This is a genomic window from Nitrosospira sp. TNL200 (genome assembly GCF_055386305.1).
In genome coordinates, this window is sequence record NZ_AP041003.1 from 1,245,735 (window position 1) to 1,263,413 (window position 17,679).

Genomic DNA, 17,679 nt, shown 5'->3' on the forward strand with positions numbered 1-17,679 from the left:
CACTCAACCCGTCAACATCGCCGTCTTGCTTAAAAAGTCATCCTCATCGGGAGCATCCCCCTCGACCTGATGCATGGGTCTCAAACCTGAGCCGTCGAATTGGACTCCCCGCGGGGTCAGAAGGTACCCGGTGGTCAGAATCAATGCTGCGCCATCCTGCAGCTTGATGATGTCCTGCCGGGTTCCTTTTCCGGCGGTTGCCGTGCCGACCGAAATGCCGCGATCATTTTCCGTGAGCGCGGCGATGAATATCTCCGCTGCGCTGGCGGTGAATTCATCCTGCCACAGGAAAATGCGCTGCGCGGGAGGCGCATGCGAAATCGTGGCCGAATAATCCTGGCTGCCGGACCGCCCGCTTACCGAAACGATCTCTTCGCCTTTTGCCAGGAAGAGCATTGCCGAATCCACCGCGGCATAAAAATCCCCTCCGCCACAGCCGCGCAGATCGATGATGATATGGTCATGCTGGCGCTGTTTCGAAACGAGGTAGTCGAGCTCCTGTCTGGTATTGGGCGTGAAGCTGGCAAGCCTGATAATGCGGCTGGAGCGATGGGTATATTCCGATACCGGCTGGGCAGAGAATCTGGCGCGAATGATGGACACCAGCCTGCGGTTGCCGCTGCTGTTCTCCAGTTCGGCCACGATGGGGATTCCCTGTCTGCCGGCAGCCAGGGAGACGATAGCGGGAAGGGATTTCCCGCGCGTGGCAACGCCATCGAGCGAAAGCAACTGCTCTCCCGGCTTGACTCCCGCCTGTGCGGCGGGACCATTCGGGATGGGATAGCAGAGGATGTCTCCATTGCGCCGTTTTTCGATATCCATGCCAATCCCAGTCTGCTCCCCGCGGCTCGCCTCCATGAATTTTGCATATTCTTCCTTCGTGAGGAAATCCGAGTAAGGATCTTTTTGCCCGAGATAAGCTCTCAGGGATGAAGCGACGATTTCCTGGGGGCTGTCGGCAGGTGTTGAAAACATTGCGTCGCGCTCTATATGAACCAGTGCTTCCGCGTAGTGCCTGATTGCCGGTTCGTTGGTTTCAGACGGCCGCGCACCTGACGGAACGTCTGCTTCCTTCATCCAGGGCAGGGCAGGCCCGGCAACGTAGCCGCCAAGGAAGGCCGCCATCAATACCAGGATGGCGACTTCTTTGCGGATGCATATCTGTTCCATGCCGAATCAGGAGTGCACCAGGAGATTGAGGGATTTCCTGATTTCTTCCTTGAGATGTTCCAGCTTTCTTTTCTTCTCCTCGATAGTTGCGTTGCTTTGCTGGATGTCGGCCAGTTCTTTCTGATGCGCCGTCAATTTTATTTCCCGACGGCGCCTAAGCGCCTGCTGCTCCTGGGTACGGGCATGCATATTCATGTTTGCCTGCTGCAATTGAGCAAGGCGCGACTGCAAGTCTTCCATTGTGACCTGACGGGTTTCAAGATCCTTGCGCAGCGAGGCGATCTGCTCCCGCAACGAAGCCTGCCGCGCCTCCTGGGTTTTGAGCTCTTCTTCCTTGGTCGCCACCCGCAGCTCATCGGCCTCCACGTCCTTCTTGAGCTGTATGACGGTGCAGCCGCCGACGCCGGCTGCTAAAAGCGCTGCCGCTGTCAATGTGCCGATGCCTGCTCTTCCGTCCGTCATCTCATCCGCCACAATGGCATGATATCCAGGCTATATCCGCTGGCGCTGTGCCGCGAGCGCCCGGGTTGCATTTTGCGTTTCGGCCAGCAGATGCTCCTGCCTGCGGATTTCGGCATCCAGTTCCGCGCTTTGGCTTCCTGCCCTGGCTTGGCGCACCTGGAACCGCTTCATGTCTTCCAGTGCGCTTTTCTCAAGCGCGATCTGGTCTTTCGCCGTATTTTCCTCCTTGAGCAGTCCTTCTCTTTCCCTGACCAATTCCTGTTGGGAAATGGTGCCTTCATTTATTTGCGCCACGATCTTGTCGGTGCGCTTCGAGACTTGTGCCACGCGCGTGCTCAGGTCCTGGTTCAGTTTTTCGGAGTCTGCGTTCAGCCCACGCACATATTTCAATCGCGCGTCCAGGTCATTCTCTTTTCCGGCGAGCTCCTGGCGGCGCTTTTCATACTTCTGGGCATACGTATAGCAGATCCCGGCTCCCAGCGCTCCACCGCCAGCGGCGGCGCCGGCACAGGCCGCGGCACTGCCGCCCGCCGCGATGCATATTGCGGTGGCGAGGCCGGCGCCCACTGCGCCGCATTCCAGCGCAGCCATTCCCGAGCTTCCCGGCTTTTCCCCCATGGTGCTGCACCCCGTCATCACGGCCAACAGCATTACAGCGCTAATCCTCACGGTGTTCCCTCCATCGATTGCCGCGAATCCCACCAGATGTGCTTCCTCTTGCCGTAGCCTCATTGTCAGATCGATGTTTCTCCCTGGGAGCGGGATCGCCCGCTGCCGCCTTCATCCTCGTAATAGCCGGTTCTTTCTCCTTCCGGACGCCTTTCGCCTCCGCTGGTAAATTTCCGGAACTCGAAAATAGTGGCTCCCGCCTTGATCAACGCACCATCTACCAGGTCTGCGCCATCCCTTTCCACATATTTCTCATTGAGAAAGGTGCCATTGGTGCTCAGCATGTCGTGCAATTCGTCCCTGCCGGCGCGGCAGAGAATCACGGCATGTTCGCCGGACATCATCCTGTCCGTCGTGACGTGCACATCGGAGGTCTCGTTCGATCCGATGACATTGCGTCCCTCGTATAGTGGAAACAACTCCCCTTGCAGCCTCCACTTGAACGTGACCAGCACGCCGGTAAGTCTCCGTTGATGGGTGGGGGAGGGTCTTCTAGGGGGCGGGGCATCCTCATATGGATTGAAGCCAGAGGTATCGAATTTTGTTTCTCCCTGGCCTTCCTGCGATATCGCGCCCTCCACCTTCGTGGTTGTTCTTTCCATGGCTGTGCTCCTTTGCAGTGGTTCGCTTGAAACAGGTTGGGAAGGTTCCTGAGCTGTCTTCTGGTGGGCGCGGTTCTCGGCCTCGCAATAGGCGCAGGTCTTCCAGTTGGGATCCATCGGATGTCCTTTTTCACATACGCGGGGACTGTCAGACGAATCAGATCCGGTAAATTTCTTCCACCACCCGAAAATGCCCTCAGATTTTGATCTGGAGTCCATTTGCAGAATTCCTGATAATTGGCACTATCGGCCTGCTTGAAACAGGCAGTGGGAATGGTGCGGAATGTTGTATTCCGGAAGCTTTCGCTGCCCGCCTTGTCTTTTTGCAGGCAATACACCGGATTATTTTCGACCATGCGTTTTTCCGCGAGCGTCCGTACTCAAGCAACTGGACCGTAATGTTATCTTCCCCCCCTTTCTGCAGCGCAAGATCGACAAGGCGGTTTGTCAGCTCTTGCGGGCTGGCTTTATATTCGAGGACGGTCATGATTTCGCTGTCCGTGACATATCCGTGGAGGCCATCCGAGCACAGAAGCATGCGATCGCCGCCGTGCAGGGGTATCCAGCCGGAAAGTTCCACCTTCACATCCGGCAGCACCCCGATTGCCCGGTCCAATACGCCGGCATCCGGGTGCGATGCCGCGTCGGCTGCGGCAAGCAGGCCTGCATCCACCATTTTCTGGACGCAGCTATGGTCCCTGGTGAGCTGCCGCAGCGTGCCACCGGCATAGATGTAAGCCCGGCTGTCTCCCACATGGGCGATCAACGCCTGCGAGCCGGCTACGAACAGCACGACAACGGTCGCACCCATGCCCTGCGTTTCGGCATTGCCCGAATGCCCCTGCTCGTACACTCTCCGGTTAGCTTCCTCCAGTGCCTGCTTTATTTGAGTAGGGGCGCATGGAATGGACTGGATGCCGGGCAAGGCCCGCGTCAAGGTTTCGATCGTCATTTGGGCCGCCAGCGCACCGGCGCGATGTCCTCCCATGCCATCGGATACGATATAAGCATAACCGGCAGGCGTGCCGACGCAACTCATCCTGTCCTGATTTTCATTGCGAACATAACCTGTTTCCGAACGCGCGCCTACCGACCATTCCCTGGTGAGCGCACCTCGGGATTCCTTATCCATGCGATTCTCCCTGATACGGCATGGTCGGGTTCATGGCACCAGGGATTCTCCTTCATCTTTCTGGTAAACCTCGCCCGCAGCTTCCTCACTCGGGGCTCGCAGTTCGAAGGCCGATCTTCCGGTCCGGATGCGGTCGCCAGGACTAAGCGCCCGGGCGGTTTCGTCCAGTCTTGCATCATTCAGCCAGGTTCCATTGCGCGATTCGCTGTCGCTCAGGTAAAGACTGCCTTCGTCATACTTTATGACAGCGTGCCTGTTCGACACGTAATCATCGCTTAGCTGCAGTTCACTGTCTTCCCCCGATCCAATCCGGAAGACTGGCTGCTCCACCGGAATCTTCCGCCCTTTGAGGGGACCGGCAGTGCAGTACAGGAAAGCCGCGGGCCGTCCGGGGGCAGGATCGGGGAATGTGAAGCCCACCGATGTCCGCGCACGCCGTACGGGTACAGGCCGCGCAGGCGTGGTCACGGGCGGCGGCAGCGGAGCGGGGGGAGGAGACGGCCGTTTTCTTACCATCACGAACAGGACAATGGCCACAATGATGCCTATAAGGATACCCAGTAGCGTTCCCACGTCGAGATTTCCCTCCCTGGTTTTATCGCTGGAAGCGGATTTTGGCGAACCCACAGCTTGCACAGCTTGAAATGCCGAAAGCCTCTGCGCAACTGCCTGTATCGCAGGTGCTTTGCCGGACGGGTTGAATTCCACTTGGGCGGAATCCGCTTGCCGTCCATCGGGGGAAGGCTGGTAGCGGAATGTCACGTCAAATGTCCGGGGCGGGGCCATATTGAACAATTTATAGAGTTCCCGCGATAAATCCTGCGCGGAGCGCACAGGAATAAAATACCCCCCGGTGTTTTTCGTCAGACGCGCAAGCAGTTCAGCGTCCGGAGCGGCAACATTGCCGAATCCGATCACATCGATGGCGATGTTTTGCGCGTTGGCCTTGCTCGCGACCACGTCCTCCGTGATGCTGCTCCCGTCATCCCTTCCATCCGTGATGACGATCAGGCGCTTGAGATCCTTGCCATCGCGGCTGCGCAACTCCGAGAGACCCAGCTCGATGGCTTCGAACAGCTTGGTTTTGCTGTCCCTCCCGTATCTGGCGCTGATTTCAGCGATGCTTTTCGATATCTTGGCTGGGTCCCTCGAAAAGCCCTGGATTTTTCTTACCTCGGTGTCGAAAGCCCACAGGGCGAGATTCGGTTTCGACTCGGGCTTGCCCAGAACCGTCCGCAACGCCTCCTGGATCTGCCTGATACGGTTGGTTCCCATCGATCCGCTTTGGTCGATTTCGAGAATAATCGACGTATCGAACGCAACTGCTGAAGCAGGCTTTATATCGTTCGCGCCGACGGTGTGCTCATTCACCTTCAGCCGGAAGGCGATAGCGCGAGGATTGTCCCCGGTCAGGATCGCAACGGTTGCCGCTACCGTGCCGGGAGGGTGTTCGTTGACCGATAAAAGCTGGAACGCGCCGGCATGCGTGAGCTCATACGGGAGAAACCCGTATGCGAAAAATAAAGGAACGATGGCGGCCTTGCAGCCAGTAGACCCAGGACCGCCCGCAAGCGCTCTCCATAAGCTCCGTAAATAATCCATGCTGACCATCCGATGGCTGCTATTGGCTGCCGATAAAGATCTTCTGAAGCGAATACTTCCCTATTTCCCTGAAACCAGGAAACCAGCGGCAACTATCCGGATAGGGATTTTCAGGGCTCCATGATTCATTTCAAAGCAAATTTCATGCCGAGGTATTACAAAAATAAAATATTTAAAATCAGGCATTAATCAACTTTTGATTCGCCTGCGGGAGTGGGGTATACCTGTCCACCGATCGGGAACAGCACGGACCGGATAGGTGATCAGGAATTATTTTTCACGGTAAATCAGTTGCTTGTGCCGCTACTGACAGAATGCCAACATGGGTCAAAGTCCACCCACTTTTTCGATTTGCCCGATTTCCCCATCAGTCGCGCCATGTTTCCACACAGTTCCAATGCATTTTTTCCCGCGTGTTTCTTGCAGTTGGCTGCTGGCGTGGATGGTTGTTTCGGTATCCGGGGGCGGAAAGGGAGATGATTGCCGGCTCTAGCAGCCTGTCGGACCTAGGGAAGCGCTGAATAACTCCTCGCTGAGCGCGTTGCTGGTAAAATCGGGATGATCATAAGGCGGCGCGCGACGCAGGTCGTAGCTTGGACTACGATGCCAAGGAGCGCAACGCCATGGTTCCCCAGAGCGTGGCCCGAGGGGCCCCGCGAAGCGGGGATCGGGCAGCGGCGGGGATGCCAGAGCGCGCCAAAGCATACATGGGGCGCCAGCAGCCCGCTACGGGGTCGCATCTTCCTCTGGACGACACTGCTCCGCCCTGCGCGGTCTCGCCCGATTTTGCTGCAACCCTTATGGGGCGGGGCTTTGCGAGTGGTCTGCCTTGTCAGGCTCCTAGCGAAGGGGATCAACCATTCGCGTCGTCGCCTTTCGCGCATCCCATCCCGCAAACCCACCGCCGCGCCAGCGGAGATTTATTCAGCGCTTCCCTAAAGGAAATCGGCTGCAAAAGCATCTGGCTGGTCTATATTTCGCCGCTTTTTCGACTAATAGAACGACTATTGGTCTTCAAAATCGTCAAAAATCCACCCTCACCCAGTCACATTTTCGCTTCGATTCTTCAAGTCCGGCAGGCTGCTAGTCCCGCAACTACGACCCACCCTGGGTTGGAAATAACCCATGCATATAAGTCACTGATTGAAATGGTTTAGCGAATAGAGAACGACGATTTCCATCGATGCGGCAGGAGATTCCGACGGCTGCCGCAACTTATAGTGGATCGGACAGGTTGTTTAACTTGCGGATTCCAAACTCTATTTTATATGGCTCTGCTGGCACGGATGTTGCATCTGTCAAAGTCAATCAGCTATGCATGCGGTTTACGCGATAAATCGGAAATATCGAAAGCAATCATGATCAATGATCTGGATGAAACGCTGGCCGTGCTGTTGAAGCGGGAGCTGCCCAAGGGGCTGGCCGAGCAGGTGCATGTCAGTTTCGGTGCTCCGGACGATCAATTTCCTCCGTCTTCCGTTACCTTGCCGGCGATCGATCTCTTTCTGTATGACATACGCGAAAACCTGGAGTTGCGAAGCAATGAGGTGTATCTGGACCGGCATATGGATGGGACGGCGACACGAACAGTGGCCCCCGTGCGGATAGACGCGTCCTACCTCATAACCGCGTGGCCAAGCCAGAGCGTTGCGGATCCATCTGAGGATGAGCATCGGCTGCTTGGGGAGGTGATACGGGCGCTGCTGCGCTACCGGACTCTCCCCGAAGAGGTGCTTCAGGGCAGCCTCCTGGATCAGGACTTGCCTCTTCCGGTCAGCACCCTGCAGCCTGGGCGCCTGCAGAGCCTTGGGGAATTCTGGCAGGCACTCGGAGGAAAGCCCAAGGCGGCGCTCAATTATACCGTTACCCTGGCGGTGGATGCTGCGCAGCCGGAAGTGGTGGGATTGGTTACTGAAAAAGTGCTCGAATTTCGCATGCAGGCTGGAAACGCGTCATGAGCGCATGGACGAGCCAGGAAAGGATAAGCCATTACGTCAGTGTTTGCGGCCGGGTAACCGATGCAAAGCATAACCCGATGCCGGGCATCCAGCTCGATATCCGCCCAGCCATGGAAAAGGCGGCGCTGCGTACCGGGAGATCGCAGCCGGCAAGTACCGGGTTTGCAGACGGCAAGGCACTGCGGCAGGCGGAATCGAGCGCGGACGGCCTGTTCTTTTTCCTGGATTGTCCCGGCGGGCGGTATGTGATCACTGCAGTAGACAGGAAGCCCGGCATGCGTGCCGAGCAGATCGTCTCGGTGCAGGAGGACGCCAGGAAAAAGGAAGTAAAGGATCGCCAGGCTGAAGATGGGTATCGGATAGAGCTTGTCATGCAGCCGCAGCAGTAACGGCAGGCGCGGCCTGCGATCCGCCGCAATCGCTGGGGTAGGGGATCAAGTTTTTTTGTGGACCGGGTACCTGTTTTGAGGCCTGTTTTCAGGATGGGATCCTGGGGCTCGAAGAACTGGGTTATCGGCTCATACCGATTCATAGGACTCATATCCGAAAGGGAGGAAAAATGGCAAGAACGACTTATCGCGCCCCCGGCGTTTACGTGGAGGAAATACCTTCCGCCAGACAGCCCATAGCCGGGGTGGGAACCAACACGGCGGCATTCATCGGCATCGTGCCGGATACGCTTTATTATCCCGTGGTGAATGACGATTACGATCCTGTCGTTGCCCGCCAGGAAATCGAAAAAACGAGTGCCGCTCCAGGTCCGGCAGGTACGCCCGTGGAAACGCCGGATGCCCGGCTTGCCAGGCTGCAGCGCGAAATGGATGATCTCAAGGCTGCACAGGCGACCGTGGCGCCCGGCGACGACGAGAAGCGGCTTGCGAAGCAGATAAAAGACAAGGACAAGGAAATAACCGCCGCCAGAAGTGAGGTGTCCGCGGTTCCCGCGCCGGCGGCGGGATCCGCCGAGAGCGAAGATCTCACCTACGATCACGGCGAGCCCGATGCCGACCTGTTGAAACCGGTCGATCAGCGTCCGTACTACCTCAAAAGGTTTGACGTGGATGTTGCGCCGGGAGACACCAAATTTTGCACGAATTTCACGGAATATACGAAACGCTTTGGGCCTTTTTCTGCATTCAGGTCCGGAGCGGACGCCTCCAGGCCAATGTATCCCGGCCATTATGAGCTGACCCATGCGGTCCACGGGTTTTTCAAAAATGGAGGATCACGTTGCTTCGTGGCCCGGGTAAGATCTCCCGCCGAGCTCGAAAAGGTGCTGATGAATTTCGAGTCGATCGATGAAGTCGCCATCATCGCGGCGCCAGGCTTGCCGAAGACACCGGATGTGTGGAACGCCCTTATCGATTACAGCGAGGATGAAAACCACGAAAATGTTTTTGCCATCCTGGATAGTCCGAAAGTGGTCGGCGATCCTAATGACTTCGATATCGAGAAACTGACCTATTCCGAATCCGGCGAGCAACCGATACCGCGCCCGAGCGAGAATGCGGCTTTTTATTTTCCGCAGATCGAAGTGGTGGATCCGGCGAAACAGTTGCAGGATACCGATCCGGTGCGCGGTGTCGAAGCGAAATACCGGGGACGCACCTATGTAGGTCCCAGCGGCCATATGGCGGGGATATACGCGCGTACCGACGAGGAGCGCGGCGTGCACAAGGCTCCGGCGAATTGTGTGGTACGCGGCGCCACCGGCGTCATGTACTACGTCAGCAAGCCGAAACAGGAAATCCTCAATCCCCAGGGAGTCAATGTGATACGCACCATCAACGGAGCGGTTACCGTATGGGGCGCCCGAACCATCGGCGGCGATCGCAATGGGGAATGGAAATATATCCCTGTGCGCCGTTTCTTCCTTTTCCTGCAGGAATCCATCGACAAAGGCACGCAATGGGTGGTTTTCGAACCGAACGATTATATGCTGTGGGGAAAGATCCGCCTCAACGTGACCGCGTTCCTGACTAATGTCTGGCGCAGCGGCGCGCTTTTCGGCCTGACTCCGGAAGAAGCATTTTATGTGAAATGCGACGCCGAACTGAATCCGCCGGAAGTGCGCGATCTGGGACAGGTGATTACAGAAATTGGCGTGGCTATCGTGCGGCCGGCGGAATTTGTCATTTTCCGGATTTCCCAATCCACAGGCCAGGAAAAAATCTGATGCGGCCCGCCATGACGATTGTTGGCCGGGTGATGTCCGGTAACCGCCGCTGACCATGGAAAGCGGGATCGGCCATCGCGAAATGCCCACGCGCTACCGTGCGCCAGGCGTGTACTACGAGATGCCGGGTCCGGTGCGTGCGCAAGCCGCATTTCAGACTGCCGTGCCCATCTTTGCCGGATTCGGCGATTCGATATCCCGGAGCAGAGACTCTTCCGCGGAAATCCATCGTATCGACCACTGGCAGCAGTTCCTGCATTTCTGCAAACCATCGCCTGAAAGCTACCTCGGCTATGCGGTGCGTGGGTTTTTCGAAAATGGGGGAGAGCATTGTTTCGTGGCGCCTGTCCCAAGTAGTGAAAATGGCGCGGCAAAAATGAGCGATGCCCTCCTGCGCCTGCTTGCTCCTGGCGCGGCGCTGGATAGCTGCGAAGATGCGGATCTCGTTTGCGTGCCTGACGCGATGTCGGCCCCTATTCGCAAAGCGGGTGCCCGCGCTGTCCAGGAAATCCAGTCCGCGGTGCTGGAGCATTGCGCCAGGATGGGTGATCGTTTTGCCATCCTGGATGGGCCGGAAAGCGGGCGGGGACTTGCTGCGGCATCGGATGACCGAACCGCCCAGGCGATATCGCAATGGCGCAGCCTGCCGCCGGGGCCGGGCGCGCTCTATTTCCCCTGGATGTACGTGAGGAAATTGCTTTTGACACGGCCCGATACGAGGCCGGAGACAGCACTTCCCTGTGACCGGCTGATCCTGGAAAACAGATATCGCGGAAACGGCTACGCCGATTTCCATGCCCCGGTGCTGGTGCCTCCCTGCGGCCACATCGCCGGCATCTACTCCCGCACGGATGCCCGGACTGGCGTGCACAAGGCACCAGCGAACGAAGTGATCGAAGGCATGCTTGAACCAGGCATCGACCTGACAGACACGGAGCATGGGACGCTGAACGAAGCCGGCGTGAATTGCCTGCGCGGTTCCGCGGGAAGGGGAATCCGGATCTGGGGAGCGAGAACCCTCAGCGGACAGCCTCAATGGCGATACGTCAACGTCCGGCGGCTGTTCCTTACGTTGGCCCGATGGATCAGGCAAAACATGCAGGACATCGTCTATGAGGGGAACGATCCGATTTTATGGGAGCGGGTTGCCCAGCGGCTTACCGTTCACTGCCAGGATCTGTTTGCCCAGGGCGCGCTGGCGGGGGACAGCCCGGCACAGGCATTCTTTGTCAAGTGCGATGCCGAGACCAACGCCAGGGATAGCCGGGAGGCGGGAGCCATCGTCACCGATGTCGGCCTGGCGCCGGCTGTTCCCGCCGAATTTGTTGTGGTTCGTATTATCCAAAGCGCCAGCGCAATCGCTGTGACTGGGTTGAATGTTTCATAAATCGAGGAGGCAAACAGCATGGCAAGCACAGGAGAACGAAGAGATCCTTATCGCGGATTCAAGTTCAGGGTCCAGATCGACGGGATACAGCGGGCTGGTTTTCGCGAGGTATCCGGCCTCGACTCCGCAACGGACTCGGTCGACTACCGCGTGGGAGACGACAAGACGATGACCATTTCGAAGCTGCCGGGGTTGAAGAAATTCGCCAATATCACGCTGAAGCGGGGCATAACAGACGATCTGGATCTTTGGAAATGGCGCAAGCAGGTCATGGACGGGAAAATAAAAGATGCGCGGAAGAACGGTTCCATCATCCTGATGGATGATGAAGGCAATGACGCCGCGCAATGGGACTTCGTAGCGGCGTGGCCCACCAAATGGACCGGTCCGACATTCAATGCGACCGCCCCCGACGTCGCCATCGACACGCTCGAACTTACCCATGAAGGACTGGATCGGACGAAATGAGCCTGCAAACGGAATTTGATTTCACGCTTCCGCATGGGTATGTCGATGCCGAGGGAAATATCCACAAGAAGGGAGTGATGCGGCTTGCGACGGCGAATGATGAAATTGCGCCAATGAAAGATCCGCGCGTGCAATCCAATCCCGGATATCTCGCGATCATTCTTCTATCACGGGTCATACGCCGGCTGGGGGACCTGCCTCAAGTCAACCCGCGCGTCATAGAGGAAATGTTTGCGGCGGATTTCGCGTTTCTCGAAGAGATGTACCGCCGCATCAACGCGAATGGACATAACCGGATTGCGGTTGCCTGTCCCGAATGCAGCGCCAATTTTCAGGTCGAGGTGCAGAGTTCGGGGGAGCCATAGGCTACCCCTCGGCCGAGCTGTTCGAGGAGGTAGCCTATGTCGCCTATCACTTCCATTGGCCGTATACCGAGCTGATGAATCTCGACCATCTCGAGCGGCGCCGCTGGCTCCAGGAAATTGCCAGGATCAATGAGCGCATCAATCGCGAGAGTGTTGATGAAAACAAGTCCGAGTACCCGGAGTTTTCATAAATCGATGGGGAATACAAGCCATGCAACGCGATCCTTTTTCCGCTTTCCGTTTTTCACTCAAGGTCGTGGGGGGAGACAGGGACAAGGATGGCAGGCTGGATGGGGCCATCGGCGGATTCAATGAAATATCGGGCCTGCTTTTCGAGACGGAAGTCCATACGCTGCGCGTGGGAGGCATGAACGATCAGGAGCTTCAACTCGCCGGCCCTGCGAAGTTTCCTTCGCGCCTGGTGCTCAAGCGTGGGCTCGGCGATGCGGGATTCCTGTGGGACTGGTACCTGCTGGTGGCGCGCGGAGAGGTCATACGGAAGGATATCGACATCAGGCTTAACGACGAACAGGGTGAAAAGCTGAGGTCATGGCTGTTCAAGGCAGCCTGCCCGGTCAAATGGACCGGACCGGATCTGCGCGCGAGCACTTCCGCTATCGCATTCGAAACACTCGAGCTGGTTCATCGCGGCCTCGGATAGGGTGGCAGGCGACAGGAAGACGTATTTGAACAAGCCAGGACACGGGAACACGGGACATAGGAACCTATAGGACCGGCAAGCAAAGATGACCCATTCCGCGACAACGAGAACCGACATGGCCTGGAATAAACCTGGATCACTGGGTTTTTCCATCTCGCAACGCTACCTGTGCGCAAGCCCGGCAGCCCGCAGCCCCTTGGTGCGGGAAACGGCGGGTGGCTTGAAAACGGCATTCGAGCGGCATGGCGAGTTTGCTGGCCATATCCTGGCGCGAAAGGCTATCTCCCCCACGACTGGGGGTTCCGGCGGCCATGGCGGGCAGGATAGCCTCGACATGGAGTTCATTCATCTGGCGAGCCAATCCGGAAGGGCGCGCAGTTCCGGCGCATCTGCCCGGACAGACTTGACCCGTTCCACGGCTGAAAAATCCGGATTTGCGCGGATATCTGGCTCCCCACCTGCACTGGAAGCGGTGGCACAGGCACAGCAAGTTCAAAGGAACCATGCCGTGCGCAGGGCCATTCACGGCGTAAGCAGCCTGATCAGTCCGCAGACTTCCAGGGGCAGACCTGAGGATTCCGCCTCATTGCCTGGTTCCCCGCGATCCGCTTCCATCGCCGCAGGTGGGATCATGGCTGGCAATGACCGATCCGGAAAACGGAGACAAGAACTGGCGGCCGCGGAAACAGGGCTATTCCCCGTTCGCCCAGAATCGATTGGCATACCGGCGGCGCTTATCCGGATACCTGTCATGCCGGCCACGGCAGAGTCCGGTAACGCAGCCTTGCAAGGCTCGTCCGGAAGCATGCCGCCCGCTTCCTCGGAAATGCCGGTATCCGCATTATCGGTGAGCCATTGGCGTCACGCGGATATCGGGTCCTGTTCACGTCTGCCCTTGGCGCCAGACCGGGGAAATCGTGGAATTTCCGCGATTTCCCCGGTCTCCGGGATTGTTGCGCGACAAGCAGGCGGCATGGCGGATTCAAATTCAAATCGGCTCGCTGGCACTCCCATCGGCATACATGCCGAACGGCACATTCTGCCTGAAGCAGCGAAGCTGCAACGGTCCCTGCCATATCATGGAAAATCTCTCGTACAGACGGCCAGAACCCGCGGCCAAGCGCGTATCAGCACGGATGTCGCGATAGCCGGGCCGGAACGAAATGCCCAGGTTGCCACACCGGGTACGCAGCCGGGCAGCGCAAACGAGGAATATGCTCCAGGTACTGCGCGTCCCCCGGTTCTGGCGCGGCAATCCATTCCCGATATATCCATGCCCAATGAGGCCCAGAAAATCTATAGTGGGGAGGGAAATGCCGACAGCATCACACGCACAGAGGTGGTTTCCAAGGACACGAATGCGCCAGGCAATCGGGCCGTGCATGGGCATGCCGGTTCCGCATCGGATCCGATCGTTTTCCCATCTGTTTTTCCGGCCTCATCGTCTACCTTGGTTCTGCGCCAGGTTGAGCCGCAACACCTTTCCCGAAAGGGATTCATGGATGCGCATCACGCCGGGCGGCTCCCGTTGCGTTCCCAGGCTGATGCCCTTGCGATACGCTCGACCCGCGTGGAGGCAATATCCGGGATAGCCCGTTCCCGGATATGGGAGCAACCCGCCAGCCCGGCGGCAAGGGAACAGGGAAACCGGCACGGCGATTCCACGCATTCCCATTTTCCCTTACGGCATGCGATGCCGGATACGGTGTTGCGTGCGGTGGACCGGGCAGACAGGGTAAGCGGAATGGTCCCCGCCATAGCCCCAGCCATATCAGGTAGCGGAGGAAAAGAGAGGAGTTTTCTCGCGCGGACACCCGGCCTCGCGTCTCATGCGCTCTCTGCAAGCAGGATATCCGGCGGGGAGTCGATTCTCGCCGGACTCGCGTATCTTCCCGGAGAGCGTCTCAGCACGATGGGGGAATTGCGGGCATCTGATGCCGAACTTCGCCGCACGGCTATCGCCAGCCCTGTTTCCGCATCGGGTTCCATTGCAGTCCCGGTTCATCCGCCAGCAGCAGGAATCGGAGAGTCGTGGTCAGCCGCCACGCCATCATGGCATAGCTACCAGGAGGCAGTGCAACGCAAGCCCAATTCCGCTCCTGCCGGATCGCCTGCTCTTTCGCCCGTCCTTTCGCCGGTATCCCGGATATTCGCGATGCAGGCCCACCCATGGAGAAAAGGGCGCGACAGGTTGGAAGCAAGCCCGGATGAAGGAACGCCGGCAAATCCTTCTCGCGCTGCCAGCAGCTGGGCAGATACAGCCACAGCCGGGCGTCCGCTCGTGCTGATACCCCGGATACCACAAATGCCGCAGATGCAGCGAATGGAGGCAGGGATGGGGGACGGGGGGGCTGCCTGGGGTCGGATCATGCGAGCGGCTGATGATGCCCGTGGCCGATCAGCCCATTCTTTTCCCCTGGCCCGGCAGGAAACACCAGAAGACCGGTACGGCGTGGTGCCGGCACCCTCTCAGGGCCCGGCAGGAGTCCATGGCGCGCCGGGGAGCAAAGTGGCTGCTGCTGAAACTTCGACAGGCAAACCCGATACCGATGAGATGGCCGCGCAGACCTGGCGATTGATCTCGGAGCGGCTGGTGATTGAACAGGAACGAAGGGGATTGGCGCCATGGCACAGATGAAAATCCTGGTCGAGCTGGAGGGAGGCAAGCTTCAATTCAGCGAGAGCAATCCGGAGAGCGTGATCATCGCCAAGTTCAATCCCAACCGGCTCACGCTGAGCCGGAGTGTCCAGTGGCAAAGCGAGAAAGTGGCGAAGCGCGATTGTCCGGAAACCCAGTACACAGGGTCCGAGCCCAGTACCCTTGGTGTCGAGCTATTCTTTGATACCTACGATGACCCGGAGAAAAAGAAAAAAAGCGTCCGGGAGTACACCAATAAATTGCATCTCCTGACGACAGTCAAGGAGCACGGAGACAAGCACAGGCCGCCGGTGTGCAGGCTGATCTGGGGCAGCATGAGCGTATTTTTCCAAGGCGTATTGCAGCAGCTTCAGAATCAGTTCACGCTTTTCATGGAAGATGGTACCCCGGTCCGCGCGACGGCGACGTGCACCTTTAGGCAGTGGCAATCGAATACCAGCGATCTCAAGGAACAGAATCTCATGTCGGCCGACGTCGCCAAGGTCTGGGTGGTCAAGCATGGCCAGACCCTGGCTTCGATCGCCAGCCGGGAATATGGCGACCCGCGCAAGTGGCGGCCCATCGCCCAGGCCAACGGAATCGATGATCCGATGAGCCTGCATCCGGGAGCAGTCCTGGTGCTGCCGGCCCTGCACGATATTTGACGGAATATCCACTATGGCAGCCAGAGACCAATTCGACACGCTCGCTCCGGAATTCCGGATACAGGTCAATGGATCGCCGCTGCCCAACGGCGCGGTCGCGGATATCATCTCGATCCACGTACTGGAGGACGTGGATGCAACCAGCATGTTCGCCATCACGCTTTCCGGGTGGGATGCGGTCGAGATGAAAGTAAAGTGGATGGATGATGCGCTTTTTCGGGAAGGTAATCCGGTCCAGATCCAGATCGGGTATCGCGACCAGCTCCAGGTGATATTCAGTGGTGAAATCACGGGGCTGGAACCTGATTTTCCCGAGGCTCGCCCTCCCACCCTGACTGTGCGCGGCTACGACCGCCGCCACAGGATGATGCGCCTGCGCAGAACGCGCTCCTTCACCAATCTCAAGGACAGCGATATCGCGAGCCAACTGGCGAACGGATCCGGCTTGAAACCGGAGGTCGAGGATAGCAAGGTCGTGCTTCCCTATGTGCTCCAGCACAACCAGACGGATCTGGAATTCCTGCTCGCGCGTGCGCGCCGCATCGATTACGAAGTGGTGGTGGAGGATAAGTCGCTCTTGTTTCGTTCCAGGAAAATCCGTGACAGCGCCACGCTTACGCTGCGGCGGGACATTGGCCTACTGGAGTTCCGCCCGCGCATGACGACCATGGGCCAGGTGCAGGAGTTCGTGGTCCAGGGATGGAATGCGAAGGACAAGAAAGAGATTGTCGCGCACGCTGCCGCGGGCAGCGAGCCCACCTTGATGGGCGGAGAGACTTCGGGGCCATCCAGCGTACGGCAATTGTTCTCCAATACGGGCGCCACGTGGGCGGCGACTCCGGTGCAAAGCCAGGAAGAGGCGGACCAGATGGCGCGCCAGTGGCTTTCCGGGATGGCTCTGAGTTATATCCGCGCCGAGGGGATGTGCATAGGAGATCCGGGGCTGCGGGCCGGAACGGTGGTGAAGGTCGAAGGCATAGGAAATCGCTTCAGCGGGCTTTACTACCTGTGTTCGGTCGAGCACCGCTATTCGATGCAAAAGGGATATCGCACCAGTTTTTCCGCCCGGAGGAATGCGACATGATGCCGGACGAGCTCTTGCGCAGCATGCTGGGGCATGATCCGGATGGCAAATGCTACGGCGTGGTGGTGGGTATCGTGACCAACAACCGCGATCCGGACAACATGCATCGGGTCAAAGTCCGCTTTCCCTGGTTGAGCCAGAACGACGAGAGCAACTGGGCGCGGGTGGCGAGCCCCATGACCGGCAACGGCCGCGGCGCTTATTTTCTGCCCGAGGTCGACGATGAAGTGCTGCTCGCCTTCGAGCATGGCAGCATCGAGCATCCCTATGTGGTGGGATCCTTATGGAATGGCAGGGATCAGGCGCATGAAAGCAACCCGGACGGGGCGAACGACAATCGCAGCATCAGGTCGCGTAGCGGACATGTCTTCAGGTTATGCGACAAGGCGGGAGACGAGAAGATCGAGATCATCGACAAAACAGGGAGCAACAAGATCGTCATCAGCACGTCGGACAACAAGATCATGGTGGAAGCGACCGGGGATATCGAAATCACATCCCAAACCGGCAACATCAAGCTGAATGCGATTGGCATCGAGTTGAAGGCGCAGGCGAATATCGACATTACCGCCAATGCGCAAGTCAATATCAAGGGGGCGCTGGTCAACATCAATTGAAGGGAATTGACCGATACGCGTGC

General features: G+C 58.2%; 18 protein-coding genes. 12 read left to right on the top strand and 6 right to left on the bottom strand.

Features of this window, described 5'->3' with window-relative positions:
* Nucleotides 1-3 precede the first annotated feature (3 nt).
* The 6 genes from ACZ5CE_RS05555 to ACZ5CE_RS05580 form a co-directional block, all read right to left on the bottom strand.
* Nucleotides 4-1,170: a S41 family peptidase gene (locus tag ACZ5CE_RS05555; protein WP_464576813.1), complete on the bottom strand. Its 1,167-nt coding sequence runs from the start codon at nt 1,168-1,170 to the stop codon at nt 4-6.
* Between the two features lie 6 nt (nt 1,171-1,176).
* Nucleotides 1,177-1,632 (bottom strand): hypothetical protein, encoded by a 456-nt coding sequence (locus tag ACZ5CE_RS05560; protein ID WP_464576814.1) that lies wholly within the window; start codon nt 1,630-1,632, stop codon nt 1,177-1,179.
* A 30-nt stretch (nt 1,633-1,662) separates the two neighbouring features.
* A complete protein-coding gene (locus ACZ5CE_RS05565) occupies nt 1,663-2,364 on the bottom strand; it encodes a hypothetical protein (RefSeq protein ID WP_464576815.1) in 702 nt (233 codons plus the stop codon).
* A 2-nt stretch (nt 2,365-2,366) separates the two neighbouring features.
* Entirely contained in the window at nt 2,367-2,903 is a 537-nt protein-coding gene (locus tag ACZ5CE_RS05570) for an FHA domain-containing protein (protein ID WP_464576816.1), read from the bottom strand.
* A 196-nt stretch (nt 2,904-3,099) separates the two neighbouring features.
* Nucleotides 3,100-4,035 carry a PP2C family protein-serine/threonine phosphatase gene (locus ACZ5CE_RS05575; RefSeq protein WP_464576817.1) on the bottom strand — a complete coding sequence of 312 codons (936 nt, stop codon included), beginning with the start codon at nt 4,033-4,035 and terminating at the stop codon, nt 3,100-3,102.
* Nucleotides 4,036-4,065: 30 nt separating this feature from the next.
* Complete coding sequence (locus ACZ5CE_RS05580) at nt 4,066-5,637, bottom strand: FHA domain-containing protein (RefSeq protein WP_464576818.1); 1,572 nt, start codon at nt 5,635-5,637, stop codon at nt 4,066-4,068.
* Between the two features lie 1,358 nt (nt 5,638-6,995).
* Here ACZ5CE_RS05580 and ACZ5CE_RS05585 point away from each other — a divergent pair.
* The 12 genes from ACZ5CE_RS05585 to ACZ5CE_RS05640 all read left to right on the top strand — a co-directional run bounded on the left by ACZ5CE_RS05585 (nt 6,996) and on the right by ACZ5CE_RS05640 (nt 17,656).
* Nucleotides 6,996-7,595: a Pvc16 family protein gene (locus ACZ5CE_RS05585; protein ID WP_464576819.1), complete on the top strand. Its 600-nt coding sequence runs from the start codon at nt 6,996-6,998 to the stop codon at nt 7,593-7,595.
* Nucleotides 7,592-7,984 carry a carboxypeptidase-like regulatory domain-containing protein gene (locus ACZ5CE_RS05590; RefSeq protein WP_464576820.1) on the top strand — a complete coding sequence of 131 codons (393 nt, stop codon included), beginning with the start codon at nt 7,592-7,594 and terminating at the stop codon, nt 7,982-7,984. The genes ACZ5CE_RS05585 and ACZ5CE_RS05590 overlap by 4 nt, the downstream gene beginning before the upstream one ends.
* A gap of 170 nt (nt 7,985-8,154) precedes the next feature.
* Nucleotides 8,155-9,771 (top strand): phage tail sheath family protein, encoded by a 1,617-nt coding sequence (locus tag ACZ5CE_RS05595; RefSeq protein WP_464576821.1) that lies wholly within the window; start codon nt 8,155-8,157, stop codon nt 9,769-9,771.
* A 55-nt stretch (nt 9,772-9,826) separates the two neighbouring features.
* On the top strand, nt 9,827-11,158 hold the full coding sequence (locus ACZ5CE_RS05600) for a phage tail sheath family protein (protein WP_464576822.1): 1,332 nt from the start codon (nt 9,827-9,829) through the stop codon (nt 11,156-11,158).
* Nucleotides 11,159-11,176: 18 nt separating this feature from the next.
* Entirely contained in the window at nt 11,177-11,626 is a 450-nt protein-coding gene (locus tag ACZ5CE_RS05605; RefSeq protein WP_464576823.1) for a phage tail protein, read from the top strand.
* The gene (locus ACZ5CE_RS05610) at nt 11,623-11,991 is read left to right on the top strand and encodes a hypothetical protein (protein ID WP_464576824.1); all 369 of its coding nucleotides are present in this window, start codon (nt 11,623-11,625) and stop codon (nt 11,989-11,991) included. Before ACZ5CE_RS05605 ends, ACZ5CE_RS05610 begins: the two co-directional genes overlap by 4 nt.
* Nucleotides 11,943-12,182, top strand: coding sequence for a DUF6760 family protein (locus tag ACZ5CE_RS05615; RefSeq protein ID WP_464576825.1), 240 nt, complete (start codon nt 11,943-11,945; stop codon nt 12,180-12,182). Before ACZ5CE_RS05610 ends, ACZ5CE_RS05615 begins: the two co-directional genes overlap by 49 nt.
* 20 nt (nt 12,183-12,202) lie before the next feature.
* A complete protein-coding gene (locus ACZ5CE_RS05620) occupies nt 12,203-12,652 on the top strand; it encodes a phage tail protein (RefSeq protein ID WP_464576826.1) in 450 nt (149 codons plus the stop codon).
* A gap of 115 nt (nt 12,653-12,767) precedes the next feature.
* On the top strand, nt 12,768-15,290 hold the full coding sequence (locus tag ACZ5CE_RS05625) for a serine/threonine-protein kinase (protein WP_464576827.1): 2,523 nt from the start codon (nt 12,768-12,770) through the stop codon (nt 15,288-15,290).
* A complete protein-coding gene (locus tag ACZ5CE_RS05630; protein WP_464576828.1) occupies nt 15,278-15,955 on the top strand; it encodes a CIS tube protein in 678 nt (225 codons plus the stop codon). The genes ACZ5CE_RS05625 and ACZ5CE_RS05630 overlap by 13 nt, the downstream gene beginning before the upstream one ends.
* 13 nt (nt 15,956-15,968) lie before the next feature.
* Entirely contained in the window at nt 15,969-17,039 is a 1,071-nt protein-coding gene (locus ACZ5CE_RS05635; protein ID WP_464576829.1) for a phage late control D family protein, read from the top strand.
* Complete coding sequence (locus ACZ5CE_RS05640; protein WP_464576830.1) at nt 17,036-17,656, top strand: phage baseplate assembly protein V; 621 nt, start codon at nt 17,036-17,038, stop codon at nt 17,654-17,656. The genes ACZ5CE_RS05635 and ACZ5CE_RS05640 overlap by 4 nt, the downstream gene beginning before the upstream one ends.
* Nucleotides 17,657-17,679 lie beyond the last annotated feature (23 nt).

Excerpts from the sequence above, each read along its gene's own strand:
- ACZ5CE_RS05555 (WP_464576813.1), bottom strand. The coding sequence starts at position 1,170 with ATGGAACAGATATGCATCCGCAAAGAAGTCGCCATCCTGGTATTGATG.
- ACZ5CE_RS05560 (WP_464576814.1), bottom strand. The coding sequence starts at position 1,632 with ATGACGGACGGAAGAGCAGGCATCGGCACATTGACAGCGGCAGCGCTT.
- ACZ5CE_RS05565 (WP_464576815.1), bottom strand. The coding sequence starts at position 2,364 with ATGAGGCTACGGCAAGAGGAAGCACATCTGGTGGGATTCGCGGCAATC.
- ACZ5CE_RS05570 (WP_464576816.1), bottom strand. The coding sequence starts at position 2,903 with ATGGAAAGAACAACCACGAAGGTGGAGGGCGCGATATCGCAGGAAGGC.
- ACZ5CE_RS05575 (WP_464576817.1), bottom strand. The coding sequence starts at position 4,035 with ATGGATAAGGAATCCCGAGGTGCGCTCACCAGGGAATGGTCGGTAGGC.
- ACZ5CE_RS05580 (WP_464576818.1), bottom strand. The coding sequence starts at position 5,637 with ATGGATTATTTACGGAGCTTATGGAGAGCGCTTGCGGGCGGTCCTGGG.
- ACZ5CE_RS05585 (WP_464576819.1), top strand. The coding sequence starts at position 6,996 with ATGATCAATGATCTGGATGAAACGCTGGCCGTGCTGTTGAAGCGGGAG.
- ACZ5CE_RS05590 (WP_464576820.1), top strand. The coding sequence starts at position 7,592 with ATGAGCGCATGGACGAGCCAGGAAAGGATAAGCCATTACGTCAGTGTT.
- ACZ5CE_RS05595 (WP_464576821.1), top strand. The coding sequence starts at position 8,155 with ATGGCAAGAACGACTTATCGCGCCCCCGGCGTTTACGTGGAGGAAATA.
- ACZ5CE_RS05600 (WP_464576822.1), top strand. The coding sequence starts at position 9,827 with ATGGAAAGCGGGATCGGCCATCGCGAAATGCCCACGCGCTACCGTGCG.
- ACZ5CE_RS05605 (WP_464576823.1), top strand. The coding sequence starts at position 11,177 with ATGGCAAGCACAGGAGAACGAAGAGATCCTTATCGCGGATTCAAGTTC.
- ACZ5CE_RS05610 (WP_464576824.1), top strand. The coding sequence starts at position 11,623 with ATGAGCCTGCAAACGGAATTTGATTTCACGCTTCCGCATGGGTATGTC.
- ACZ5CE_RS05615 (WP_464576825.1), top strand. The coding sequence starts at position 11,943 with ATGCAGCGCCAATTTTCAGGTCGAGGTGCAGAGTTCGGGGGAGCCATA.
- ACZ5CE_RS05620 (WP_464576826.1), top strand. The coding sequence starts at position 12,203 with ATGCAACGCGATCCTTTTTCCGCTTTCCGTTTTTCACTCAAGGTCGTG.
- ACZ5CE_RS05625 (WP_464576827.1), top strand. The coding sequence starts at position 12,768 with ATGGCCTGGAATAAACCTGGATCACTGGGTTTTTCCATCTCGCAACGC.
- ACZ5CE_RS05630 (WP_464576828.1), top strand. The coding sequence starts at position 15,278 with ATGGCACAGATGAAAATCCTGGTCGAGCTGGAGGGAGGCAAGCTTCAA.
- ACZ5CE_RS05635 (WP_464576829.1), top strand. The coding sequence starts at position 15,969 with ATGGCAGCCAGAGACCAATTCGACACGCTCGCTCCGGAATTCCGGATA.
- ACZ5CE_RS05640 (WP_464576830.1), top strand. The coding sequence starts at position 17,036 with ATGATGCCGGACGAGCTCTTGCGCAGCATGCTGGGGCATGATCCGGAT.